This window comes from Streptomyces sp. NPDC048417, assembly GCF_040651615.1.
In the GTDB taxonomy this organism is placed as follows: Bacteria; Actinomycetota; Actinomycetes; order Streptomycetales; family Streptomycetaceae; genus Streptomyces.
Genome location: NZ_JBEZKI010000024.1, coordinates 23,099 through 46,023, shown reverse-complemented (window position 1 = coordinate 46,023; position 22,925 = coordinate 23,099). Strand labels below are relative to the sequence as shown.

21 protein-coding genes are annotated in these 22,925 nt (G+C 72.8%); 6 read left to right on the top strand and 15 right to left on the bottom strand.

Features of this window, described 5'->3' with window-relative positions; all coding sequences use genetic code 11:
- Positions 1–21: 21 nt before the first annotated feature.
- Positions 22–684 (bottom strand): translation initiation factor IF-3, encoded by a 663-nt coding sequence (gene infC, locus AB0D59_RS33345; RefSeq protein ID WP_362573916.1) that lies wholly within the window; start codon positions 682–684, stop codon positions 22–24.
- A gap of 400 nt (positions 685–1,084) precedes the next feature.
- On the opposite strand from infC, the gene AB0D59_RS33340 reads away from it, so the two are divergent.
- Complete coding sequence (locus tag AB0D59_RS33340; protein WP_362573566.1) at positions 1,085–1,468, top strand: DUF1844 domain-containing protein; 384 nt, start codon at positions 1,085–1,087, stop codon at positions 1,466–1,468.
- 3 nt (positions 1,469–1,471) lie between these two features.
- Here the strand turns inward: AB0D59_RS33340 and AB0D59_RS33335 are convergent, their stop codons facing one another.
- Positions 1,472–2,203, bottom strand: coding sequence for an SseB family protein (locus AB0D59_RS33335; RefSeq protein WP_362573564.1), 732 nt, complete (start codon positions 2,201–2,203; stop codon positions 1,472–1,474).
- A gap of 150 nt (positions 2,204–2,353) precedes the next feature.
- Between AB0D59_RS33335 and AB0D59_RS33330 the strand changes: the two genes are divergently transcribed.
- Positions 2,354–3,376, top strand: a complete 1,023-nt coding sequence (locus tag AB0D59_RS33330; protein WP_362573561.1) for a serine hydrolase — start codon at positions 2,354–2,356, stop codon at positions 3,374–3,376.
- A 96-nt stretch (positions 3,377–3,472) separates the two neighbouring features.
- Here the strand turns inward: AB0D59_RS33330 and mycP are convergent, their stop codons facing one another.
- Both mycP and AB0D59_RS33320 read right to left on the bottom strand, forming a co-directional pair.
- A complete protein-coding gene (gene mycP / locus AB0D59_RS33325; RefSeq protein ID WP_362573558.1) occupies positions 3,473–4,636 on the bottom strand; it encodes a type VII secretion-associated serine protease mycosin in 1,164 nt (387 codons plus the stop codon).
- Positions 4,633–5,793: a hypothetical protein gene (locus tag AB0D59_RS33320; protein ID WP_362573555.1), complete on the bottom strand. Its 1,161-nt coding sequence runs from the start codon at positions 5,791–5,793 to the stop codon at positions 4,633–4,635. Before AB0D59_RS33320 ends, mycP begins: the two co-directional genes overlap by 4 nt.
- Positions 5,794–7,164: 1,371 nt before the next feature.
- On the opposite strand from AB0D59_RS33320, the gene AB0D59_RS33315 reads away from it, so the two are divergent.
- The gene (locus AB0D59_RS33315) at positions 7,165–8,367 is read left to right on the top strand and encodes an amino acid deaminase/aldolase (protein WP_362573552.1); all 1,203 of its coding nucleotides are present in this window, start codon (positions 7,165–7,167) and stop codon (positions 8,365–8,367) included.
- On the opposite strand, the gene AB0D59_RS33310 is transcribed toward AB0D59_RS33315, so the two are convergent.
- Genes AB0D59_RS33310 through AB0D59_RS33295 form a run of 4 tightly spaced genes read right to left on the bottom strand, consistent with a single transcriptional unit; the run spans position 8,364 to position 12,756 of the window.
- Positions 8,364–9,182: a DUF2510 domain-containing protein gene (locus AB0D59_RS33310; protein WP_362573913.1), complete on the bottom strand. Its 819-nt coding sequence runs from the start codon at positions 9,180–9,182 to the stop codon at positions 8,364–8,366. The two genes, AB0D59_RS33315 and AB0D59_RS33310, sit on opposite strands and share 4 nt — an antisense overlap.
- Positions 9,183–9,221: 39 nt before the next feature.
- The gene (locus AB0D59_RS33305; protein WP_362573549.1) at positions 9,222–10,013 is read right to left on the bottom strand and encodes a 3-oxoacyl-ACP reductase; all 792 of its coding nucleotides are present in this window, start codon (positions 10,011–10,013) and stop codon (positions 9,222–9,224) included.
- Positions 10,010–11,389, bottom strand: coding sequence for an aldehyde dehydrogenase family protein (locus tag AB0D59_RS33300; protein WP_362573546.1), 1,380 nt, complete (start codon positions 11,387–11,389; stop codon positions 10,010–10,012). Before AB0D59_RS33300 ends, AB0D59_RS33305 begins: the two co-directional genes overlap by 4 nt.
- 8 nt (positions 11,390–11,397) lie before the next feature.
- On the bottom strand, positions 11,398–12,756 hold the full coding sequence (locus AB0D59_RS33295; RefSeq protein ID WP_362573543.1) for a glutamine synthetase family protein: 1,359 nt from the start codon (positions 12,754–12,756) through the stop codon (positions 11,398–11,400).
- A 95-nt stretch (positions 12,757–12,851) separates the two neighbouring features.
- Between AB0D59_RS33295 and AB0D59_RS33290 the strand changes: the two genes are divergently transcribed.
- Positions 12,852–13,586: an FCD domain-containing protein gene (locus tag AB0D59_RS33290; protein WP_362573540.1), complete on the top strand. Its 735-nt coding sequence runs from the start codon at positions 12,852–12,854 to the stop codon at positions 13,584–13,586.
- Between the two features lie 53 nt (positions 13,587–13,639).
- Complete coding sequence (locus AB0D59_RS33285) at positions 13,640–14,326, top strand: gamma-glutamyl-gamma-aminobutyrate hydrolase family protein (RefSeq protein ID WP_362573537.1); 687 nt, start codon at positions 13,640–13,642, stop codon at positions 14,324–14,326.
- Here the strand turns inward: AB0D59_RS33285 and AB0D59_RS33280 are convergent.
- A complete protein-coding gene (locus tag AB0D59_RS33280) occupies positions 14,310–15,263 on the bottom strand; it encodes an aminoglycoside phosphotransferase family protein (protein WP_362573534.1) in 954 nt (317 codons plus the stop codon). The genes AB0D59_RS33285 and AB0D59_RS33280 overlap by 17 nt on opposite strands.
- Positions 15,264–15,472: 209 nt before the next feature.
- Complete coding sequence (locus AB0D59_RS33275; protein WP_362573532.1) at positions 15,473–16,402, bottom strand: LysR family transcriptional regulator; 930 nt, start codon at positions 16,400–16,402, stop codon at positions 15,473–15,475.
- 70 nt (positions 16,403–16,472) lie between these two features.
- Here AB0D59_RS33275 and AB0D59_RS33270 point away from each other — a divergent pair, with 70 nt between their 5' ends.
- Entirely contained in the window at positions 16,473–17,591 is a 1,119-nt protein-coding gene (locus AB0D59_RS33270; protein ID WP_362573529.1) for a TDT family transporter, read from the top strand.
- On the opposite strand, the gene AB0D59_RS33265 is transcribed toward AB0D59_RS33270, so the two are convergent.
- The 5 genes from AB0D59_RS33265 to AB0D59_RS33245 form a co-directional block, all read right to left on the bottom strand.
- The gene (locus AB0D59_RS33265) at positions 17,503–18,219 is read right to left on the bottom strand and encodes a helical backbone metal receptor (protein ID WP_362573526.1); all 717 of its coding nucleotides are present in this window, start codon (positions 18,217–18,219) and stop codon (positions 17,503–17,505) included. The two genes, AB0D59_RS33270 and AB0D59_RS33265, sit on opposite strands and share 89 nt — an antisense overlap.
- Positions 18,219–18,788 (bottom strand): XRE family transcriptional regulator, encoded by a 570-nt coding sequence (locus AB0D59_RS33260; protein ID WP_351700387.1) that lies wholly within the window; start codon positions 18,786–18,788, stop codon positions 18,219–18,221. The genes AB0D59_RS33265 and AB0D59_RS33260 overlap by 1 nt, the downstream gene beginning before the upstream one ends.
- Positions 18,789–18,938: 150 nt before the next feature.
- A complete protein-coding gene (locus AB0D59_RS33255) occupies positions 18,939–19,916 on the bottom strand; it encodes a hypothetical protein (RefSeq protein ID WP_362573523.1) in 978 nt (325 codons plus the stop codon).
- Positions 19,917–20,047: 131 nt separating this feature from the next.
- Positions 20,048–21,835 carry an ABC transporter permease/substrate binding protein gene (locus tag AB0D59_RS33250; protein ID WP_362573521.1) on the bottom strand — a complete coding sequence of 596 codons (1,788 nt, stop codon included), beginning with the start codon at positions 21,833–21,835 and terminating at the stop codon, positions 20,048–20,050.
- Positions 21,828–22,901, bottom strand: coding sequence for a glycine betaine/L-proline ABC transporter ATP-binding protein (locus AB0D59_RS33245; protein WP_362573518.1), 1,074 nt, complete (start codon positions 22,899–22,901; stop codon positions 21,828–21,830). Before AB0D59_RS33245 ends, AB0D59_RS33250 begins: the two co-directional genes overlap by 8 nt.
- Positions 22,902–22,925 lie beyond the last annotated feature (24 nt).

Below are 22,925 nucleotides of genomic sequence, written 5' to 3'. Positions count from 1 at the left end.
CCTGGGGCGGTTGCCCCGGGATCACGCCTCTGCAGGCTCCTCGGCGGGCGCCTCGGCCTCGACCTCGGCGTCGGCGTCCAGCTCGGCAGCGTTCTGCGACTTGCCGGGGTTGGCCTTCGCTTCGGCCTTGCGGGCTTCCTGCGCCTGTCGGGCCTCGGCCATCGCCTCGGTCTTCTTCTTGTGCGGACCGAGAACCATGATCATGTTTCGGCCGTCCTGCTTCGGGTTCGACTCCACGAAACCGAGGTCCTGGACGTCCTCCGCGAGACGCTGCAGCAGTCGGTAGCCCAGCTCGGGCCGGGACTGCTCGCGACCACGGAACATGATCGTGATCTTGACCTTGTCGCCCTGCTTGAGGAACCGTACGACGTGACCCTTCTTGGTGTCATAGTCGTGCGGGTCGATCTTCGGCCGGAGCTTCATTTCCTTGATGACCGTGTGCGCCTGGTTCTTGCGCGCCTCACGGGCCTTCATGGCCGACTCGTACTTGAACTTGCCGTAGTCCATGAGCTTGCAGACCGGCGGGCGTGCGCTCGCCGCCACCTCGACCAGGTCGAGGTCGTACTCCTGCGCAAGCTCCAGTGCCTTGGCCAGGGGGACGATGCCCACCTGCTCGCCACTGGGACCGACAAGTCGCACCTCGGGAACGCGAATCCGGTCGTTGATGCGGGGCTCGGTGCTGATGGATCCTCCTCGGTAGCACCACGCGACGGTCTGGCGGACAGCCGCGTAACGTCTCTTCTCGTGAGACCTAACCGCACCGAAGCACAAAAAATGCCCCGGACGATCACAGGCAGGGCTCCTCGAACTACCGGAGCACCGCCGCGGGGATCGCGGGGCGCACTATCGGACGGAACGCCGTCGCCGTAACGGCGAAGCGACCGTCTGACCGGTGACCCGCCGCCCAGCAGGGCGGTCAGGTGGGAGTTCGAAGCCTCCACTTGTGGGCCGGGTCGGTGAGCCGTGAGGCATACCTGTTCGGCCGGTCGTCACACAAGGTTAGCAGCAAAGCAGAGAGAGGACCAATTGGGGCGTCCTGGGGTCAGGTCGGAGCCCCGCGCCCGCTGCGCCTATCGTGTGCGTCATGAGTGAAACGCCCCTTCCTGGCACCGGTGACGCCGGCCGGCCCGACTTCGACGAGATGACCCGCGACATCGCCGAGGTCCCCGCGGTCGAGGTGATCGTGACGGTCGCCGTCAACCTGATGAGCGCCGCCGCCGTGAAGCTCGGTCTGGCCCCACAAGAAGGGGAGGGCGACAAGTACAAGGACCTGGACGAGGCCCGCAAGCTGGTCACCGCCCTCGCCGGGCTGCTCGACGCGTCCGCGACCGAGATCAGCTCCTTTCACGCGGCCCCGCTGCGGGACGGCCTGAAGTCGCTCCAGCTGGCCTTCCGCGAGGCCTCCACCGTCCCCGACGAACCGGGCCAGGGCCCCGGCGAGAAGTACACCGGCCCGGTCTACGGCTAGCCGTCAGTTCCGCACGTACAAGGGCTCGCCCGGCGGCACGGCCCCGGCCGGCAGCAGCGCCAGGTCGAGGCCGCGTACCAGGCGGGCCCGCAGTGTCTCGTCGGCGGCGAGCCGCCCGGCGACGGCCTGGGCGGTCTCGGCGGGCGGTGCGGCCGGGTCGAGGACCAGCGCGAGGGTGCCGTCGGCCTGGCCCGGCCCGAGGTGGGCACGGCGTACGGCGGGCTCGGCGGCCACCACCGTACGGACGGCCTCGATCACGGCCGGGTCGGCGAGCGGGTCGACCGTCGTCCGCCCCTCCGCGAGCGCGAGCAGCGCCGGTCCGGTCAGTTCGAACGGCACCGGCCCCGCCAGGTCCAGCACCACCGTGTCCGCCTTCTCGTGCACGGCGGCCTGGAGCGCCTGGTGCAGGGGTACGGCGACGGGCCGCGCCGCCGGGTCCCAGCGGGCCAGCGACTCGGTGGAGGTGAAGGCGGGCAGGGCGGTGCGGTGACCGGCCTTCAGGGTGGGCACGGCCATGTCGCTGGTCTTCTCGCGGCGCAGTCCGTTCCCGTCCTCCTCCACCTCGCCGAGGACGGCCACCACCGGGACGAGCAGCCGGGCACCCTTCAGTGCCGCCAGGACGGGCCCCACCGCCGTGCGGTCCTCGGCCCAGGCGGCCAGCGCGGCGGCCAGCCGGGGGTCGGCGGAGCCGTCGTCGGCGGAGTAGCCGGAGTCGGGAATGTTCTTGTTCACCACGGTCCCCGACCCTATCGGGGGGATGCTGCTGCGGTTGTGCGACCCCTGAAACCGGATCGACACGGTTTTCACGGGATTCTCAGATATCCCTGACCTACTTCTAACGTCCAGCAAACGGATCGCACAGTCCCCGCCCCGAGCATCGCGGGCATGGAGTCCCCCAGAGCCACCCCAGGATCCCGGCGGGCCCGGCGCCGTGCCCGGCCCCGGCGCCGGGCTCTTCTCTACATCTCCCTCGCCACGGTCGCCGTCCTCGGCGTCACCGCGGCGGGGACCGTGTATGTCAAGGCGCATGCCCGCGACGGCGGCACCGTATCCTCGGCTGCGTCGCCGACGCCCTCTGCCCCTTCCTCTTCCTCTTCTTCCTCTTCACCGGCCTCGGCGAGCGGGGAGGCATCGGTGGAACCCGTGACGGAGCCGGCCGTGGACCGGGACGCGCTGCTGAGCACGGCGATGGAGACGGTGACCGTGCCGTCCGGGGCGAAGGTGTCGGCGGCCGTCCTCGATCCGGACTCCGGCGACAGCGCGGCCTACGGCGAGGCCGCGTTCGACACCGCGAGCATCGTCAAGGTCGACATCCTGGCGACGCTGCTGCTCCAGGCGCAGGACGCGGGGCGGCATCTGACGGCGACGGAGAAGGCGTACGCCACGAAGATGATCGAGAACAGCGACAACACGTCCGCGTCGGAGCTGTGGGACATCATCGGCAAGGCGGCGGGCCTGGACGCGGCGAACAAGCGCTTCGGGCTGACGGACACCGAAGGCGGCGAAGGGGCGCTGTGGGGGCTGACCCAGACCACGGCAGCGGATCAACTCACCCTGCTCCAGCAGGTGTTCGGGGACGATTCGAAACTGAGCGAGGCCTCGCGGTCGTATCTGCAGGGCCTGATGAAGACGGTCGAGTCCGACCAGCGGTGGGGGGTTTCGGCCGCCGCGGACGGTTCGGAGTTCGCGCTGAAGAACGGGTGGCTGGCGCGGAGTTCGACCGGGCTGTGGGATGTCAACAGCATCGGGCGGGTGACGGTGGGCGGGACCGACTATCTGGTCGCGGTGCTGTCCAAGGGGACGGTGAGCCAGGCGAAGGGGATTGCGCTGGTGGAGGCGGCGGCGAAGGCGGCGGTGGGGTCCTTCGCAGAAGGTGATTCGTCTGCGTCTGCTTTGGCTTCGCAGTAGGGGGAGGGTGCAACGGTTCGCGGGCGGGTGCGGGACCGGTGGGGGCTGGTCGCGCAGTTCCCCGCGCCCCTAAAGGGCGCTTGTCCTGGGGGCGTTTCAAATCGTCCGGCGGCGGTTACGCCACAGCACTCCCGCCGCCACCAGGAGCACACCGCCCGCGCCGCCCGCCAGAGGGGCCGCCCAGTCCGTCGCGCTCGTTGTCTCCTTCTCCGTGTCCGGGCCCGGGCCGAAGTACTTCTTGCCGTACGACGCCGACGTGAGGCTCTGTGTCCTCAGCCTGGCCGCGTCCTTGATCGCCGCCGCCGGGTCGATCATGCCGAAGCCCCGTGAGTCGTCCCGGCCGCCGGACGGGGCGTCGCGGGCCGTGTCCTCCAGGAGCTTCTTGATCTGGGCCGGGGTGAGGCCGGGATGGGCGGCCTTGAGCAGGGCGACGGCGCCCGACACGAAGGCGGAGGCGGCGCTGGTGCCCCACCCCTCGTAGTACTTGTGGTCCGGGTCGGCGATGACGATGTCGACGCCTGGTGCGCTGACCGTCGCGTACCAGCGGCGGGTGGAGAAGGCGGCGCGGGTGCCGAACTTGTCCACCGCGGTGGCGGCGATGACACCCGGGTAGGCGGCCGGGTAGGAGATGTGGTCACCCTTGTCGCCGCCGTTGCCGGCCGAGGCGACGACCACGACGTCCTTCTTCAGGGCGTACTGGATGGCCTCGTCCTCGCTGGGCTCGGGGTGCGCGGAGTCGGAGTCGTCGCCGAGGGAGAGGTTGATGACGTCGGCGCCGTGGTCGGCGGCCCAGCGGATGCCCTCGGCGAGGGCGTTGCCCCGGGTGGAGCGGGCCTTGCCGCGGGCGCTGTCGCCGTCTTCGAGGATGACCCGGACCGGCAGGATCTTGGCTTCCGGGGCGACGCCCATCACGCCGTCGTCGTTGCCGGTCCCGTGGCCGTGACCGGCGATGATGCCGGCCATGGCGGTGCCGTGCCGGGCCCAGGTGCGCTCGCCGGGCTTGGCGCCGAAGCCGATCATGTCCTTGGCGGTGAGGACGTTGCCGACCAGGTCGGGGTGGTCGGCCTCGACACCGGTGTCCAGGACGGCGACGGTGACGCCCTTGCCCTTGGTGGTCCCCCAGGCCTCGTCGAGGTGCAGGGCGGACAGGCCCCACTGCTGGGCGCGGATGCCGTCGGCGTAGGCGGTCGTGGACGGCAGGAGGGCGAGCGAGCCGGCGAGCAGCAGGCTCACCGCGGCCCCGGTTGCGCGGCGCTTCATGAGGGCTTCTCCGTTGCCGGGCCTGTGGTGTTCTGCCGCAGTCGCCGCTCGATGCGGTCAGCCAGGCCCTGGGCCTCGTTGCCGAGGCCGGCCTGGGCCGCGGCCGTGGTGGCGCCGGACGCCTCCGCGTCGGCGGCGGACTGCGGGGTGTCGACGCTGCGGCCGTCGGCCCAGCCGGAGACGGCGTAGGCGACGACCGGGGCGTCGGTGAGCACGGAGATCGTCCAGGAGGCGCGCTGGTGCCGGCCGAACCGCTCGGCGGCGGTGCCCTTGGCGGCGTACGGGAGGGGCATCAGGTCGGTACGGCGGTCCAGGTGCTCGTCCTCGAACCGCTTGGCGAGGGCGGTCATCCCGGCCGGGTCGGCCTTGGTGAACAGCAGCCCCACGGTGGTCACATAGCTCTGGGTGGCGTCGGTGTAGGTGGCCCGGATCAGGCGCTGGCAGCCGACGGGGCCGAGCGCCTTGCGCAGCAGCGGATCGAAGGCGTCGGCACAGCCGGTGGCGGGGGCGACGGCGATCCGTGTCCAGGTGCGGTCGGCTCCGCCGGGGCCGGCGCCGGTGCCCAGCACGGTGGGCGGGAAGAGTTCGTCGACGGGCACGTTGTGCCACAGGCCGGCGGCCGCGCTGAAGCTGCTCGCCGCCGCCACGTCACCGTCGTCGTCGATGATCCAGCTTCCGGTCACCGCACCGCCGATGAGGCCCAGGCCGAGCACCATGCAGGCGGCGGCAGCGGCGGTTCGGGGCGCCACCCGACTGACCAACGACCGCCCCCAGCCCCGCTCGTCGTACCCCTCGGGCTCGCCGAACGTGACAACGGGCCGGTTGCCGCCGGGAGTTCCCGCGGCGGCGGCCCAGGACATCGCGGGATCCGGCAACGGGCCGGGGTCGTGCGGCGAGGAGGCGCTGTCACGGGACGGCGGGGCGACGCCGGGGTCCGGGGGTGCCGTGGGCCGGGGCGGGGGCGGCGGGGTGGTCGGCTTGGGGGGCTTCGCCGGGCGGGGCGGCGGAGTCGTCTTCGGAGGCGTCGCGGGGCGCGGCGGGGCCGTCGGCACCGGGAACGTCCGCATGTGCGGGCTCCAGGCGCTCCCCGACTCCGGCGTACCGAAGGAGGCCGGGAAGTCACTGCGCGGCCGCTCGGGCCGCTTGGCCCCGGGCATGTCGGAGGAACCTCGGGCCGTCTCGCCGGCGGACGCCGGTCCGGCGGCACCGCGCCGCCCGTCCGACGACGTCTCCGGTTCCTCCGCGGCACGGACGGGACGAAGCGAGGCGGTCGACTCCGAAGCGGACTCCGGACGCCGGGCCGACAGCCCGGGCCCGTACGGCGGCCGGGACTGCGTACCGCGACCGCCCTCCCTTCCGGGAGACGCCGGCCGTTCGTTTCGGCGATCCTCTTCGGGCGTCGCCGGCGATTCGGTCCGGCGGACCACCGGGTCCAAAAACGCGGGCGGCGCACTCCGACCGCTCTCCCACCCGGAGGCCCCGGACGGTGCGACACCGCCGCTCTCCCGCCCCGGGGACACGAACGATTCGGTCCGGCGGTCCTCACGACCGGCCGACCCGGGCGTCCCGGACCGGCCGCCCTGCCACCCGGAAGCCGCGGGCGGTGTGCTGCCGCCACCCTCCCGGCCGGGGGACGCGAACCGGCCGCTCTGCCGCCCGGAAGCCACGGACGGTGTGCTGCCGCCACCCTCCCGGCTGGAGGACCCGGAGGACCCGGAGGACCCGGAGGACCCGGAGGACGCGGGCGGCGCGGACCGGCCGGTTTGTCCGGCGGAGGTGGCAGGCGGTGTGGTGCGGTCGGTTTCCCGGGCGGAGGCGGTGGGTGGGGTGTCCGGGAAGCGGGCCGAGGCAGGGGGTGGGGGCGCGGTGGGCGGGCTCTGCGGGGGACGGAGGTCGGGATAGCGGGGGCGTGTGATGCGTTCGGCGGACGCCGGGCGGGCGCCCGGCCTGTCCCCCGCACCCTGCTCGCCCTGCGCCACCGCACCGCCCCGACTCGTCCGGTCCTCACGACTCTGCTGCACGCCGGGCCGTCCCGGCAGCTGGTCCTGCCCGGTGGTGTCGGCCCTACCAGTGGATACGTCGGACCCGTGCGACCAGTTCACCCGGTTCGGCCGGTCGAAGAACCCCGGGCCGCCGGTCCGACCGGTCGCGTCGGCCGCAGCCGCATCCGGATCCTCACCGTGGCCGGCCGCCCCGTCGGCGGCCTGCGCGGGATCGGGCGAAGGGCGTCGCGGGATCGGGGCGTGCCGCGCTTCCGTGCTCATACGCCCCCGTTTCCTCCTGCCCGGGCCAACTCCGCGTACGGGCCGGCGTGCTCCTCGGCGCGACAGACGTCCGCCCCCGGGCACGCATACCCGCACCCGCGGATCCGCATCCCGGCGCGGGTCAGGCGGCCGGGGTCGTTCCGCCGTACGTGCGCGTCACTCTACGGGTTGTCCGAGGGCGAACGGGAACCAGTCCACGACCCCGGGGCATCTGCCCGTATCGTCCCCCTACCCTGCGGTAATCCTGTCTGGCAGGCTTCGTTCATGACTGCGCGCGCCGCCGACCGGGCCCGTTACGACCGGGCCACCGCCCATCTGGACGCCCCTCTCGCGATCGTCGATCTGGAGGCCTTCGACGCCAACGCGGACGATCTCGTGCGCCGGGCCGGCGGCAAGCCGGTACGGGTCGCGAGCAAGTCCGTACGCTGCCGGCACCTGCTGGAACGGGTCCTCGCGAAGGACGGTTTCGCCGGGATCATGTCCTTCACGCTCGCGGAGTCGCTGTGGCTCGCGCGCTCGGGGTTCGAGGACATCCTGCTCGCCTATCCGTCCGCGGACCGGGCCCGGTTCGCCGAGCTGGCCGCCGACCCCAAGCTGGCCGCCGCCGTGACGGTGATGATCGACGACCCGGCGCACCTCGACCTGATCGACGCGGCCCGCGCCGGCGGGAACGAAGTGGTGCGGGTCTGCCTGGAGTTGGACACCTCGCTGAAGCTGCTCGGCGGCCGGGTGCGGGTCGGGGCCCGGCGTTCGCCGCTGTACTCCCCCGCCCAGCTCGCCGACCTGGCGCGGACCGTGGCCCGGCGGCCGGGCTTCGAGCTGGTCGGGATCATGGCGTACGAGGGGCACATCGCCGGGGTCGGGGACCGTGTCGCCGGCCGGCCGCTGCGCTCCCGCGCGGTCCGGCTGATGCAGGCCACCGCCCGCCGTGAGCTGGCCGAGCGGCGCGCCGCGGTGGTGCGGGCGGTCCGGGCGGTGGTGCCGGACCTGGAGTTCGTCAACGGCGGCGGCACGGGAAGTGTGCAGACCACGGCGGCGGAGGACGCGGTCACCGAGATAGCGGCCGGGTCGGGCCTGTACGTGCCCCGGCTCTTCGACAACTACACGTCGTTCACCGGCCGGCCGGCCGCCCTGTTCGCCATGCCGGTGGTCCGGCGGCCCGGTGTCGGGGTCGTCACCGTCCTCGGCGGCGGCTACCCGGCCTCGGGCGCCGCGGGCCCCGACCGGCTGCCGGTGCCGTACCTGCCGCAGGGGCTGTCGTACGACCCGCAGGAGGGCCCCGGCGAGGTGCAGACCCCGCTGCTCGGCTCGGCGGCGGACGACCTGCTGATCGGCGACAAGGTGTGGTTCCGGCACGCCAAGGCGGGCGAGCTGTGCGAGCGGTTCGCCGAGCTGCATCTGGTCGAGGGCGACCGGGTGACGGCGACCGTGCCGACGTACCGCGGGGAAGGTCACACCTTCCTCTAACCCTCCGGTTTCCGGTCCACCGGGCGGATGCCGCCGGCGATCGATTCCATGTCGGACAGCGGCGGTCCGTCCGGGCCGGCGTCGAAGACGAACCGGACGACGACCGGGGCCGGGACGCCGGTGTGGGAGGGGAAGGCGAGGGACTGGACGTAGCCGCCGGGTCCCTCGGCTGTCCGCACCCGCCAGCGCACCAGGTATCCGTCGCCGCCGGCGACCGCGACCCGCCCGGCCTTGACGACCTGGTGGGACCGGATGCCGCCGAAGGGCCGGCGGCCGCCGGGATCGTGGCCGTAGGCCGCCTCGGCCGCGTCCGGTACGTCCCGTTCGGCGACGGTGCGCGCGGAGGTGCCGTCGGCGCTGCCCGCCGTACGGCTGAGGACCTCGCCGTGCCGGCACCGGCCGGTGTCGGCCGGGCAGGCGTAGGTGCCGTCGGTGGTCATCACGACGTCGTCCTGGGCGAGGTACGAGGGGCTGGTCCAGCCGGTCGGGACCGGCAGGGTGATGCCGTTGAGCTGGTCGACCACGAGGGACGGCGGCGGTGGGCCGGTGGGGGCGGTGTTGATCGTGGTGTCCGTGCCGGCGCGCAGCCCGTCGGTGCGCAGCACGGTCGCGCCGCCGGCGATCGCCGTCGCCAGCACGGCCCCGGCGGATATCAGCGCGACCGCCTTGGCGCGTCCGGACGCCCCGGCCGCCGGCGGGGTCGGCGGCGCGGGGAGACCGGACGGGGTGCGCCGGTGCGCGGTCCAGGTCCTGCCGTCCCACCAGCGCTCCAGGTGCGGAGCCAGTGGGTCGCAGTACCAGCCGGGCGGCGTCATGCTCACTCCCGCACTGTAGGACGGGAGTTGGGGCGGCTCCTACAGGGGTGTGACGTACGCCCCGGAGATCCCGCCGTCCACCAGGAAGTCGCTGGCGTTGACGAACGAGGAGTCGTCGCTGGCCAGGAAGGCGACGGCGGCGGCGATCTCCTCGGCCTCGGCGAACCGGCCCAGCGGGATGTGGACGAGGCGGCGGGCGGCCCGCTCGGGGTCCTTGGCGAACAGTTCCTGGAGGAGGGGGGTGTTGACCGGTCCCGGGCAGAGCGCGTTGACGCGGATGCCCTCGCGGGCGAACTGGACGCCCAGTTCGCGGGACATGGCCAGAACTCCGCCCTTGGACGCGGTGTACGAGATCTGTGAGGTCGCCGCGCCCATCCGGGCCACGAAGGAAGCGGTGTTGATGATGGAGCCCTTGCCCTGGCGCCGCATGTAGGGGATGGCGGCCTTGCAGCACAGGTAGACGGAGGTGAGGTTGACCTCCTGGACGCGCTTCCAGGCCTCCAGGCCGGTCTCCAGGATGGAGTCGTCGTCGGGCGGCGAGATGCCGGCGTTGTTGAAGGCGATGTCGACGCTGCCGTAGGTGTCGTAGGCCGTCTGGAAGAGGGCCTCGACCTGTTCGGCGTCGGTGACGTCCACCTTCACGAAGAGCCCGCCGACCTCCTCGGCGGCGGCCTTGCCGCGGGTGTCGTCGACATCGCCGCAGACGACGTGCGCGCCCTCGGAGGCGAGCCGCCGTGCGGTGGCGAGGCCGATGCCGCTGCCGGCTCCGGTGATGACGGCGGTGCGGCCGACGAGTCGGCGGCAGACGATGTCAGGGGTCTCAGCGGTCACTGTGCGGGGCCCTCCGTGCTGATGAAGACGTTCTTGGTCTCGGTGAAGGCGGTGAGCGCGTCCGGGCCGAGTTCGCGGCCGATCCCCGACTGCTTGTAGCCGCCGAAGGGGGTCCAGTAGCGGACGCTGGAGTGGGAGTTGACGGACAGGTTGCCGGCCTTGACGGCCTGGGAGACGCGCAGGGCGCGGCCGACGTCACGGGTCCACAGGGAGCCGGAGAGGCCGTAGTCGCTGTCGTTGGCGATGCGGACCGCGTCGGCCTCGTCGTCGAAGGGGATAACGGCGGCGACGGGTCCGAAGACTTCCTCCACGGCCACGCGCGCGTGCGGGTCGACGCCGGTCAGGACGGTCGGCGGGAACCAGAAGCCGGGGCCCTCGGGTGCCTTGCCCCGGATGCCGGGCGCGTCGGGGTCGACGTACGAACGGACGCGTTCCAGCTGGGACCTGGAGATCAGCGGGCCCATGTCGGTCTTCTCGTCGGCCGGGTCGCCGACGGTGACGGACTCGATCGCGGGGGCGAGGAGTTCCAGGAAGCGGTCGTGGACGGACCGTTGGACGAGGATGCGGGTGCGGGCGCAGCAGTCCTGGCCGGAGTTGTCCAGGAAGGACATGGGGGCGGCGGCCGCGGCGGCCTCGATGTCGGCGTCGGCGAAGACGATGTTGGGGCTCTTGCCGCCGAGTTCGAGGGTCACGCGCTTCACCTGGTCCGCGCAGAGCGCCATGATGCGCTTGCCGACGCGGGTGGAGCCGGTGAACACGATCTTGGCGACGCCGGGGTGGCGGACCAGGGCCTCGCCCGCGATGTCGCCGCGGCCGGGCAGCACCTGGAAGAGGTGCTCGGGGAGGCCCGCCGCCAGGGCTAGTTCGGCGAGGCGGAGGGCGGTGAGGGGGGTGGTCTCGGCGGGTTTCAGGATCACCGCGTTGCCGGCCGCGAGGGCGGGGGCGGTCCCCCAGGCCGCGATCGGCATGGGGAAGTTCCAGGGGGCGATCACGCCGACGACCCCGAGGGGTTCCAGGAGGGTGATGTCGAGGCCGCCGGGTACCGGGATCTGGCGCCCGGTCAGCCGCTCCACGCCGCCGGCCGCGTAGTCGAGCAGGTCGCGGACGTTGCCCGCCTCCCAGCGGGCGTTGCCGATGGTGTGCCCGGCTTCCCGGACCTCCAGCTGTGCGAGCTCCTCGCGGTGTTCGTCGACGACGACGGCGAACCGGCGCAGCAGCCGGGCCCGGTCGCCGGGCGCGAGCGCGGCCCACCGCCGCTGGGCCCCGGCGGCCCGTCGTACGGCGGTGTCGATGTCCTCCTCAACAGCCCCCGAGACGGTCACGATCACCTCCTCCGTGGCCGGGTTGAGGACGTCGAGTTCGTACTGTTGCGACAAGTGGTGCCTCACATGCGTTCGAAGGAGCGGCGCAGCTCCCAGTCGGTCACCGCGGCGTCGAAGGCGGCCAGCTCGACGCGGGCCATGTTGCGGTAGTGCGCGACGACCTCGTCGCCGAAGGCGGCCCTGGCGATGGGGCTGTTCTCCCACAGCTCGGCGGCCTCCCGGAGGGTGGTCGGGACGTGCGCGAAGTCGGCGGTGTAGGCGTTGCCGGGGCAGGGCTCGGGGAGTTCGAGTTTCTGCTCGACGCCGTACAGCCCGGCCGCGACCAGGCCGGCGACGGCGAGGTGCGGGTTGACGTCGCCGCCGGGCAGCCGGTTCTCGAAGCGCAGGGAGCGGCCGTGGCCGACGACTCTCAGCGCGCAGGTGCGGTTGTCGTGGCCCCAGGCGACCGCGGTCGGGGCGAAGGAGCCCGGCTGGAACCGCTTGTAGCTGTTGATGTTGGGCGCGTACAGGAGCGAGAAGTCACGCAGGGCGGCGAGCTGTCCGGCGAGGAAGTGCCGCATGACCTCGGACATGCCGTCCTCGGCGGCGAAGACGCCTGCGCCGTCCGGGTCCGTCAACGACAGGTGGATGTGGCAGGAGTTGCCCTCGCGTTCGTTGTACTTGGCCATGAAGGTGAGGGAGACGCCCTCCTGGGCGGCGATCTCCTTCGCGCCGGTCTTGTAGACGGCGTGCTGGTCGCAGGTGACCAGGGCCTCGTCGTAGCGGAACGCGATCTCGTGCTGGCCCGGGTTGCACTCGCCCTTGGCGGACTCGACGGTGAGGCCGGCGGCGGCCATCTCGTTGCGGATGCGGCGCAGCAGCGGCTCGATCCGGCCGGTCCCGAGCACCGAGTAGTCGATGTTGTACTGGTTGGCCGGGGTCAGCCCGCGGTAGTTGGCGTCCCAGGCGGCCTCGTACGTGTCCTTGAACACGATGAACTCCAGCTCCGTACCGACCTGTGCGGTGTAGCCGAGTTCGGCGAGGCGCTCCAGCTGGCGGCGGAGGATCTGCCGGGGCGCGGCGACGACCGGGGAGCCGTCGTTCCAGGCGAGGTCGGCGATGAGCATGGCGGTGCCCGCGTTCCAGGGCACCCGGCGGAGGGTGGCGAGGTCGGGGTGCATGGCGAAGTCGCCGTAGCCGCGGTCCCAGGAGGACATGGCGTAGCCCTCGACCGTGTTCATCTCGGTGTCGACGGCGAGCAGGTAGTTGCAGCCCTCGGTGCCGTGGCGCAGGACCTCGTCGAGGAAGAAGCGGGCGGCGAACCGCTTTCCCTGCAGCCGCCCTTGCATGTCGGGGAAGGCCAGGACGACAGTGTCGATCTCACCGCTCGCGACGAGGGTGTGCAGTTCCTCGACGCTGAGCGGGGGTGTGCGGTCTGCCACGGGAGGACTCCTTGGGCTTCATCGCGCTGCTGCGGCCGGGCCGGGAGTTCTAAGGTATTGGCGAGAACCATTGCTTGGGAAGGGGGTACGGCCATATGTCGCTGGATGCGGACGGCGCCCTCGACGACCCGTTGACGCCGGTACTGCGACCGGTACGGGCGGGCAACGGCTTCGAGGAGGCGCTGGAGCAGATCCTCCAGGTCGTCCGGCTGGGCCTGGTTCCGGGCGGCGAGCGGCTGCCCGCCGAGCGGGAGCTGGCGGAGCGGCTGGGGATCAGCCGGGTGACGCTGCGCGAGGTGCTGAAGGTGCTCCAGGACCAGGGTCTGGTGGAGTCCCGGCGCGGTCGGTACGGCGGCACGTTCGTGCTGCCGCGCGCCGACGCGGGCGGCGAGGACGAGCTGCGGCGCCGGATCGCCGAGGTCGACATCGAGGACGTGCTGCGCTTCCGCGAGGTCCTCGAGGTGGGCGCGGCCGGACTGTGCGCGGCGCACGGGCTGTCGGGCGACCAGGCGGACCGTCTCCGCGACGCCCTGGCCCGCACCCACGAGGCACCGCTCGCGGACTACCGCCGCCTGGACACCCTGCTCCACCTCACGATCGCCGAACTGTGCGGCTCGCCGTCCCTGACCGCCCAGTACGCGGCGGTCCGGGCGACCGTCAACGACCTGCTCGACTGCATCCCGCTCCTGGTCCGCAACCTGGAGCACTCGCAGCGCCAGCACATCGCCCTGGTGGAGGCGGTCCTGGACGGGGACGCGGACGGCGCCCGCGAGATGATGCGGGAGCACTGCGCGGGGACGGCCGCTCTGCTCCGGGGCTTTCTGGCGTAACGGCCCCTCGCCGTGCCATAAAGGTGTGGACGCACACCTTTGAGGGAGGGTCCATGGCCGGACGGCCGCTGATCGGCGTGAGCACATACCTGGAGGCCGGGGCGCGCTGGGGCGTCTGGGAGCTGGAGGCGGCCCTGCTGCCGGCCGGCTACCCACGTCTGGTCCAGCGGGCGGGCGGCCTGGCCGCGCTGCTGCCGCCGGACGACCCGGAGCACGCGGCGGCGACGGTGGCCCGCCTGGACGGTCTGGTGATCGCGGGCGGCCCGGACGTGGAGCCGGTCCGCTACGGCGCCGAACCCGACCCCCGCACCGGCCGCCCCGCGCGCGCCCGGGACACCTGGGAGCTGGCCCTGATCGACGCGGCGCTGACGGCGGGCACACCGCTGCTCGGGATCTGCCGGGGCATGCAGCTCCTGAACGTCGCCCTCGGCGGCACCCTCGTCCAGCACATAGACGGGCACGCGGAGGTGCCGGGAGTCTTCGGCCACCACGCGGTGAAGCCGGTTCCCGGAACGCGGTACGCCGACACCGTCCCGGAGGAGAGCGCCGTCCCCACCTTCCACCACCAGGCGGTGGACCGCCTGGGCACCGGCCTGCTGGCCTCGGCCCACGCCGCCGACGGGACGGTCGAGGCGATCGAACTCCCCGCCGGCCACGGCTGGGTCCTCGGAGTGCAGTGGCACCCCGAGATGGGCGAGGACCTGCGGGTGATGCGGGCACTGATCACAGCCGCGACCTGAGCCAGGCCAGGGCCGCGTCGCCCTGCGCGCGCTGGAACGGGCGCAGGGTGGGCAGGCCGGGCGGCGCGGGCCGCACCGAGTGCTCCAGGAAGTAGCCGGTCAGCGCGGCGAGTGCGGCCGTGACGGCAGCCGGCTCGGCGTCCCGGCCGAGCGGATGCGCGGTGAACACGTCCTCCGGGTCCGGGCCGCCCTGCGCCCGTACGCACGGCAGCATCACCAGGAGGTCGAACCAGGGGGCGGCCCGCACCGCGTGCGGCCAGTCGACGAAGACGACTGAGCCGTCGGCCGTCAGCAGCATGTTGTCGGCGCGCAGGTCGGCGTGGGCGAGCGTGTCGCCGGCGACGGAATCCCGCCAGGGCGCGGCGAGGGCGGCCAGCTCGGCGAGATGGGAGACGGTCCACGTGCCGAGGCGGTCGGCGACGCCGTCGGGTGCCTCGGTCAGGGCGCGCCAGCCGTCGAAGGTGTCTCCGAGGTGCTCGGCGGCGGGCGGGGCGGCGACAGGGGAAGGGGTGAGGGTGCTGCCGAGGGCGGCGACGGCGTCGAGGACGCGACGCAGTTCGTCCGGACGCCAGGGGATGCGGGGCTGGCGGCCGTCGATCTCCTCGAAGACCAGGGCCACCCAGGTGCCGTCGTCGTAGCTGCCGAGGAGGCGGGGCGCGGGAACGGAGACGGGGAGGGCGGCGGCGTTGCGGGCCTCCGCACGGTGGAGGGCGGGGCTGTGGGGGTTGGAGTCGGAGCTGACCGCCTTGACGAAGGCGGTGCGGTGGGCGGCGGTGCGGATCCGGGCGGCGACGCCCGGGGAGAAGCCGCCGGGTTGGGTGGCGGCGTGGGTGACCGGAGCGCCGCCGAGCAGGTCGGCGACGGCGGCACGGACGGGGGCGGGGAGGGCTTCCCAGGGAGTACGGGTGCCTTCGGCGGGTGGGGCGGGGGTGGGCATGGGGTGATGGTGGAGGTCGCGGGCCGACCGCCGCGAAGGGTTTTTCGCCCCGCCGCCGCTACCCGTCCCGTCCTCCAGGGGGCTCGCCCCGCCGGCCCCAGCCCCCCCGCCCCCGCGTCGGCCTGGACGGCATCGTCCTCGAGGGCCGGACGGGGTGTGTTTTCCGACCGCTCCCCGTCAAGTGACCGAGCCGGATGGGCGAAGGTCCCTCACCCCCGGGTCAGGGAAAGCAGCTCGCGGGCCGGGCCGGTCGGGCGGTGGCCCGTCGGCCAGACCGCTCGCAGGTCGCGCCGTAGCGCGATGCCCTCCACCGGGATGCTCACCAGGCGCCGCATCGCCAGTTCCTCGCCCACCGCCAGTTCGCTCAGGACCGCCGGGCCCGCGCCGCCGACCGCCGACGCCTTCACCGCCGTCGTCGACGACAGCTCGATCAGCGGGCGGGCCAGACCGCCCAGCGCCGCGTCGAGGACCTGGCGGGTGCCGGAGCCGCGTTCGCGGAGGATCAGGGGGGTCGCCGCCAGCTCCTCGGCCGCCAGCGGGCGCCGGCGGCGGGCCCACGGATGCGCGGGGGCCGTCACCACGATCAGGCGGTCGTGGGCTATCACCGTCGAGTCCAGGCCCTGCGGAACCGTCAGCCCCTCCACGAAGCCCAGGTCCGCCTCGTCCGCGAGCAGCCGTTCGGCCACCGCCGCCGAGTTGCCGGCCAGCAGGGACACCGCCGTGTCGGGGCGCTGCGCGCGCAGCGCGAGCAGCCAGCCGGGAAGGAGGTACTCGGCGATGGTCATGCTGGCCGCGACCCGCAGCCGCGAGTCCCGTCGGTCCCGCAGCGCCTGCGCCCCCGCGTCGAAGGCCTCGGCCGCCTCCACCACCCGCCGCGCCCAGTCGGTCACCAGCGCCCCCGCGTCGGTGAGCCGTGAGCCGCGGGGTGAGCGGTCGACGAGGGCCACCCCCAGCTGCCGTTCCATCGAGCGGATCCGGCTGCTGGCCGCCGGCTGGGTGATGCCGACCTCCCGGGCCGCCGCCCCGAGACTGCCCAGCCGCGCCACCGCCAGGAGCAGCTCCAGCGCACCGAGGTCCGGCACGCGGTGCGCCAGCGTGCCGCCTGCCGCCCGATCCCCCGTCTCGCCCGTCGTGCTCATAAGACCAGCTTATGCCCCCATAGACACGGACTCCCTGGTCGCGCCCCCGCATCAGCGGGACGGTTGGTTCATGGTCACCTCAGTCCGGCATCTCGGCCCCAACTGGTACGCAGCCGTCATGGGCACCGCGGCCCTCGCCCTCGGCGGCGCCGCGCTCGGTGTCGACGGCCTGCACGAGCTGTTCGTCGGCGTCTGGGCGCTGTCCCTGCTGCAACTCGTGGTCCTGCTGGCCGCCCGGGCCCTGCACTGGACCCACCACCCCGACCAGGCCCGCGCCCACCTCCGCGACCCCGCCGTGGCCCCCTTCTACGGCTGCCTCTCCATGGCCCTGCTCGCGGTCGGCGGCGGCGCCCTCGCCCTCGGGCAGGACTGGATCGGCGAGCCCGCGGCCGTGGCCCTCGACGCCGTGCTGTTCGTCGCCGGTACGGCCGTGGGGCTCGCGGCCGCCGTCACCGTGCCGTACCTGCTGGCCGTACGGCATCGGGTCGAGCCCGCTCAGGCCACCCCGGTGTGGCTGCTGCCGCTGGTCGCGCCCATGGTGTCGGCCGCGCTCGGGCCGCGGCTGGTCCCGCACCTGCCGCCCGGGCAGCCGCGCGAGACCCTGCTCTACGGCTGCTTCGCGCTCTTCGGGCTGAGCCTGCTGGCCACGCTGCTGATGCTGACGCTCGTCTTCGCCCGGCTGGTCACCGGCGGTCCGCTGCCCCTTGCGCTCACCCCCACGATCTTCCTGGTGCTGGGCCCGCTCGGACAGTCCACCACCGCGGTGGGTGCCTTCGCGGACCTCGCCCCCGGGGTCGTACCGGCCCCGTACGCCGCCGGTTTCGGCCTCCTCGCCGTGCTGTACGGCGTTCCGGTCATGGGGTTCGCGCTGCTGTGGCTGGCGCTGGCGGTCGCCCATGTGGTGCGGGCGCGGCGGCACGGTATGCGGTTCGCCATGACGTGGTGGGCCTTCACCTTCCCGGTGGGGACCTGTGTCACGGGCGCCGCCGCGCTGGGCCGGCACACCGGGCTCGCGGTGTGCGACTGGCTGGCGGTGGGGCTGTACGTCCTGCTCGTCGCCGGCTGGCTCGCGGCCGCCGCCGGCACCGTACGCGGACTGCTCAGCGGAGAGCTGCTCGCAGGGCCCCGGCCAGCAGCCGTGGCGCCTCGGCCAGTGACGGGCCGTACCACGTCAGGTGCCGTCCGCTGACCAGGGCGCACGGCAGGCCGGGGAAGGCCTCCGGGCCGTCGTCGGCGGTGAAGCGGTAGGGCTCGTCCGGGAGGACGACCAGGTCGGGCCGTGCGTCGTTCAGTTCCTCGAGCGGGACGCGGGGGTACCGCTCGGGGTCGGCGGCGTACGGATTCCCGACCCCGAGCCGCTTGAGGACATCCCCGGCGAAGGTGTCCCTGCCGAGGACCATCCACGGCCGTCGCCAGATCGGGACGACCGCGGTGGTACGAGGCTCGGGCACCGGCGTCGACCAGGCCTCCTCGGCCTCGTCCAGCCAGCGCGGCCGGCTGGACGCGCCGCACGCGGTCAGCACCCGGGCCAGCTCCCGGAAGGCCTGCGGTACCTCCCGTACCTCCGTGACCAGCACCTCCACACCGGCCGTCCGCAGGGCGTCGAGGTCGGGAGCGCGGTTCTCCTCCTCGTTGGCGATCACCAGGTCGGGGGTGAGGGCGAGGATCCGGTCCAGCTCGGGGTTCTTGGTACCGCCGACACGGGTGACGTCGAGGTCGGCCGGATGCGTGCACCAGTCGGTGGCACCGACAAGGACTTCGGGAAGCGTTTCGGCGACCGCCTCGGTGAGCGAGGGCACCAGGGAGACCACCCGCATCAACGGGGGCGGTCCTGGACCGCCTCGATGTGTTCGGCCACCGCCACCACGATCACCCGGGTGTCCGGGACCGTCGCCCTCCAGCGGTGCCGCACTCCACCGGTGAGGTAGAGGGTGTCGCCGCGGCCGAGCCGGTAGGCGCGGCCTTCTGCCTCGATCTCCACAGCGCCGTCGGCGACGTACATCAACTCGTCGTTGCGGTGCTGGAATTCGCGGCCGGCGTCGTGGTCGCCGGTGAACTCCGAGGCGTGCAGTTGATGGTGGCCGCGCACCAGGGAGCGCACCTTGCGCGCGAAGTCCGGCTCGGTGGCGTCGGCGCGTACGACGTCCACGCTGCACGCCGGGTCGGCGGCGGCGAGGAGTTCGACGGCCGTGGTGCGCAGGGCGTCGGCGAGCTTCTCCAGGGAGGTGCGGCTGGGCCGGGCCCTGTCGTTCTCGATCTGGCTCAGGAAGGGCACGGACAGGCCACTGCGCTCGGCCACGACGGCGAGGGTGAGCTCCAGCGCGCGGCGGCGCCGCCGGACTGCCGCGCCCACCCGCACGGGCTGCTGGTCTTTGTGGTCGCCCATCGCTCCGGCTCCCTCCTTCGCTCGTCGTTCACTCTTCCGGGTGCCCCGCTTCGGCCGGACCCCTCTGTTGGGTTCTCTGCACCCTACGCATGTTCGGCAAACCGTTTCAGGCGGGCGTCACATCCCCGTCACGTCGGGTGAGCGCGACCCTCACAGTTCACGCCAGTAGACGAGCTCGCCGGACTCGCCGGGCGCGGACTCCTCCTTCGGGATGAAGACGCTGACCAGGAGGGCCGGACGGCCGTCGGGGTCGGTGAGCAGCGTGGCCGACGGATTGGCGAAGGCGCCGCTGCCGCCGGGGGTGCGCAGGCCGAGCCGGTCGGCCCGGCCGGAGGCGGGATCGTAGACGTACGCCGACCAGCTGCCGAAGTCGTCGCGCAGGCGCTGGCCCTCGATCAGGACCAAGGGCTGCCCCAACAGTTCAATGCGTGAGCGGTCTCCGATGTTCCCGGCGGTGCCCCAGGCCAGGACGGCCTGGTCGAGGCGCCGATCCGGACGGGTCCGCCAGACGGTGAAGTCCCGCAGGGTGGCCCGGAGTTGACGGTCAGTGGCACAGCCGGCGCGGTAGTGGCCGGTCAGCTCCACGGTGTCGCCGTGGACCGCGGTGATGTCCGGGGTGCCCTCGGCGCAGCGGGACAGGGTACGCGGCGCGTCGAACGCGCGGTCGGCCGTTCCCGCCAGCAGCGCGGTGAGGCTTGGGTAGTGCCGTAGCGCTATGTGGTTGGCCGGATCCTTCTCGTAGGCGACGACCCATCCGCCGGTGCCGTCGGTGTGCAGGGAGGGCTGGCTGGTGCCCGGGCCGAAGTCGTGGCGGCGGGTCCAGGTGCGCAGGTCGGCGGAGGTGGCGACGGCCGTGTGGAAGCGGCCGTCGGAAAGGGTGGTGTGGTAGACCGCGAGGTAGCCGCCGCCGTACGCCCCGGGTATCGGGGTGATCTCGGCGGTGTCCATGGTCCGGCCGGTGTCGTCCCGGGCGTCGAAGAGCGCGCCGTCCGCCCGTGTCACGTCCCCGGCGAGCGCCTCGAACCGGGCGGTGGCGACCGACGCCGGGTCGGGACTCGCCTCGGAGAACTGCGGCACGGTCACCGCGGCCGTCAGCAACAGCAGGAGAGGCAGAAGCCTGCGGATCACGGGCTGCTCACAGGAACGGGCGGGACCGGGGCGTCAGAGAGTACGGGTCCCGGCCCCGCCCGAAGCGGGTGGGAAGAGGTGGGCTTCGCCACACGGACGGTGCGGCTTGGAGCGGGCCCCCTCCCCCTCGCTCACTTCCGGATCGGCGCCCACTTGTCGACGAGTCCCGGGTTGCGCTTCAGCCAGGCCCGCACCGCGTCCTGCTCCTTGCCCTGACCGGCCTTCTGGATCCCGGCCTCCAGGCCGGTGAGCTGTTGCTCCGTCATCGAGAAGTCCTTGAGCCACTTGCCGACCTCGGGGTTGTCCCCGGCGAAGCCCTTGCGGGACAGGGTGTGCACGCCGTCGCCGGAACCCCAGGCGCCCTGGGGGTCCTTCAGCTTCTTGAGGTGGTAGTCGCTGTAGGCCCAGTGCGGGGACCACAGGGTGACCAGGATGGGCTCCTGCTTGGCGTAGGCCCGCTTGAGCTCGGCGAGCATGGCGGGCGTGGAGCCGTCGACGACCTGGTAGCTCCCGTCGAGGCCATATGCCTTGAGGACCTTGGACTTGAGCAGGCCCATCATGCCGGCGCTGGGCTCGATGCCGACGATCTTCCCGCCGAACTCCGAGGCGTGGTTCTTCAGGTCCGCGAGGGAGTTCACGTCCTTCACGTACGACGGGACGGTCAGCTCCAGGGAGGTGGGGCCGTACCACTTGCCGAGGTCGTCGAGCTGCTTGCCGTACTTCTTCCAGTACTCGGCGTGCGTGGTGGGCAGCCAGGAGTCGGTCTCGAAGTCCAGCTGGCCGGTGGCGAGGCCGGTGTAGAGGGGGCCGGCCGCGTACTGGCTGGTGGTGACCTTGTATCCGCGTTCCTCCAGGAGTTCCTTCCACAGGAAGGTGGAGGCGATGCCCTCGTCCCAGGGGATGTAGCCGATCTTGATCTCCTTGCCCTGGCCGATGTTCGTGGCGGAGGCCGGGGTGCTGTCGGACGAGGAGCCGAAGATGCCCAGACCGCTCGCGACCAGGGCGAGGACGACCACACCGACCACGGCGACGGCCGGGCGGGGGCGGTAGGTCCAGGGAGTGGGGCGGACCTTGGCGGCGGCGCGGCGGCCCAGCGGGGACAGCTGGGTGCCGAGCGCGCTGGTCATGCGGTCGAGGTAGATGGCGAGGACGACGATGCCGACGCCCGCCTCGAAGCCGAAGCCGATGTCGAGCTGGCCGATGGCCTCGTTGACGGCGCCGCCGAGGCCGCCGGTGCCGACCATGCCGGCGATGACGACCATCGACAGGCCCAGCATGATCACCTGGTTGACGCCGGCCATGATGGTCGGCAGCGCGAGCGGCAGCTGGACGCGCAGCAGGGTGTCACGGGGTGTGGTGCCGAACGCCTCGGCGGCCTCGACCAGTTCGGCGTCCACCTGGCGGATGCCCAGCTCGGTCATGCGGACGCCGGGGGCGAGCGCGAAGATCAGGGTGGCGATCACGCCGGCGGCGGTGCCCAGGCCGAAGAAGAGGATGGCCGGGATGAGCAGGACCATCGACGGCATGGTCTGCAGCAGGTCCAGAACCGGTCGTACGGTCGCGCTGACCGCCCTGGAGCGGGCCGCCCAGATGCCCAGCGGCACCGAGATGACCAGCGCGATCACCGTGGCGACCAGGACCAGCGCCAGGGTGGACATCGCGCGGTCCCACAGGTCGAGGGAGTCCACGAGCGCGAAGCCGGCGAAGGCCAGGACGCCCGCGGTCAGTCCGCGCAGCCACCAGGCCAGGACCGCGAAGATGCCTGCCAGCAGCAGGGGCGCGGGGGCGGTGAGGACGCCGTCGATGCCGTCGTACATGCCCTCGACGACCGCGCGGATCGCGTCGAAGAGCCAGGACATGTGCGCGACCAGCCAGTTCACACCGGAGTCGACCCAGTCGCCGAGATGCAGCCTAGGCACGGGCGGTCACCTTCTCTCCGCCGTCGCAGACGACAGGTTCGCCCGTGTCCTCCGCGAGGAATCCGACCAGACGCGCTCGCGGTACGACGCCCACGACAGCGTTGTCCCGGTCCAGGACGGCGACCGGGTGGGCCAACCGGGCGCTGAGCGCGCACAGTTCGGTGAACGGGGTGTCCGGGGTCGCGGTGGCGCAGCCGCAGTCCGCCTCGTCGCCGGCCACGTCGGTGTCCATGACGGCGGCGGCGGTCAGCACCCGGGAGCGGTCGACGTCCTGGGTGAAGGAGGCGACGTAGTCGTCGGCGGGGCGCAGCAGGATGTCCTCGGCGGTACCGGTCTGGACGATGCGTCCGTCGCGCATCACGGCGATGCGGTCGCCCAGGCGCATGGCCTCGTTGAGGTCGTGGGTGATGAAGACGATCGTCTTCTTCAGCGTTTTCTGCAGTTCCAGCAGCTGGTCCTGCATGTCGCGGCGGATCAGCGGGTCCAGGGCGCTGAACGACTCGTCCATGAGGAGCAGATCGGCGTCGGTGGCCAGGGCGCGGGCGAGGCCGACGCGCTGCTGCATACCGCCGGACAGTTCGTCAGGCCAGGAGTCCTCCCAGCCGGCCAGTCCGCACAGGGCGAGCGCCTCGTCGGCGCGCCGAGCGCGCTCGGCGCGGGGCACGCCCTGCACGGCCAGGCCGTAGGCCGCGTTGTCGCGGACGCTGCGGTGCGGGAAGAGCGCGAAGTGCTGGAAGACCATGCTGATCTTCTTCGAGCGCAGCTCGCGCAGTTCGCGGTCGGTGAGCGCGGTGAGGTCCTGGCCGTCGAAGCGGACCTGTCCCGCGGTCGGTTCCAGCAGGCCGTTGAGCATGCGCAGCAGGGTGGACTTGCCGGAGCCGGACAGGCCCATCACGACGAATATCTCGCCGGGGTCGACCCGGAAGGAGGCGTCGATCACGGCGGCGGTGGTGCCGTCGGCCCGCAGCTCCTCCCGGTCGGCTCCGTGACGGAGCCGCTCCACGGCGGTGTCGGTTCGTCTGCCGAAGACTTTGTACAGGTGCTCGGTCTCTAGCCTGGGTGACACGCGAACCTCTCTCGGGGGCGCCAA

What these genes read in the sequence shown, in the direction of transcription:
- AB0D59_RS33285 (WP_362573537.1), top strand. Translation starts at nt 13,640, where the DNA reads ATGGCCGGACGGCCGCTGATCGGCGTGAGCACATACCTGGAGGCCGGG.
- mycP (WP_362573558.1), bottom strand. Translation starts at nt 4,636, where the DNA reads ATGAAGCGCCGCGCAACCGGGGCCGCGGTGAGCCTGCTGCTCGCCGGC.
- AB0D59_RS33290 (WP_362573540.1), top strand. Translation starts at nt 12,852, where the DNA reads ATGTCGCTGGATGCGGACGGCGCCCTCGACGACCCGTTGACGCCGGTA.
- AB0D59_RS33340 (WP_362573566.1), top strand. Translation starts at nt 1,085, where the DNA reads ATGAGTGAAACGCCCCTTCCTGGCACCGGTGACGCCGGCCGGCCCGAC.
- AB0D59_RS33320 (WP_362573555.1), bottom strand. Translation starts at nt 5,793, where the DNA reads ATGCCCGGGGCCAAGCGGCCCGAGCGGCCGCGCAGTGACTTCCCGGCC.
- AB0D59_RS33265 (WP_362573526.1), bottom strand. Translation starts at nt 18,219, where the DNA reads ATGCGGGTGGTCTCCCTGGTGCCCTCGCTCACCGAGGCGGTCGCCGAA.
- AB0D59_RS33315 (WP_362573552.1), top strand. Translation starts at nt 7,165, where the DNA reads ATGACTGCGCGCGCCGCCGACCGGGCCCGTTACGACCGGGCCACCGCC.
- AB0D59_RS33280 (WP_362573534.1), bottom strand. Translation starts at nt 15,263, where the DNA reads ATGCCCACCCCCGCCCCACCCGCCGAAGGCACCCGTACTCCCTGGGAA.
- AB0D59_RS33270 (WP_362573529.1), top strand. Translation starts at nt 16,473, where the DNA reads ATGGTCACCTCAGTCCGGCATCTCGGCCCCAACTGGTACGCAGCCGTC.
- AB0D59_RS33310 (WP_362573913.1), bottom strand. Translation starts at nt 9,182, where the DNA reads ATGACGCCGCCCGGCTGGTACTGCGACCCACTGGCTCCGCACCTGGAG.
- AB0D59_RS33260 (WP_351700387.1), bottom strand. Translation starts at nt 18,788, where the DNA reads ATGGGCGACCACAAAGACCAGCAGCCCGTGCGGGTGGGCGCGGCAGTC.
- AB0D59_RS33330 (WP_362573561.1), top strand. Translation starts at nt 2,354, where the DNA reads ATGGAGTCCCCCAGAGCCACCCCAGGATCCCGGCGGGCCCGGCGCCGT.
- AB0D59_RS33275 (WP_362573532.1), bottom strand. Translation starts at nt 16,402, where the DNA reads ATGAGCACGACGGGCGAGACGGGGGATCGGGCGGCAGGCGGCACGCTG.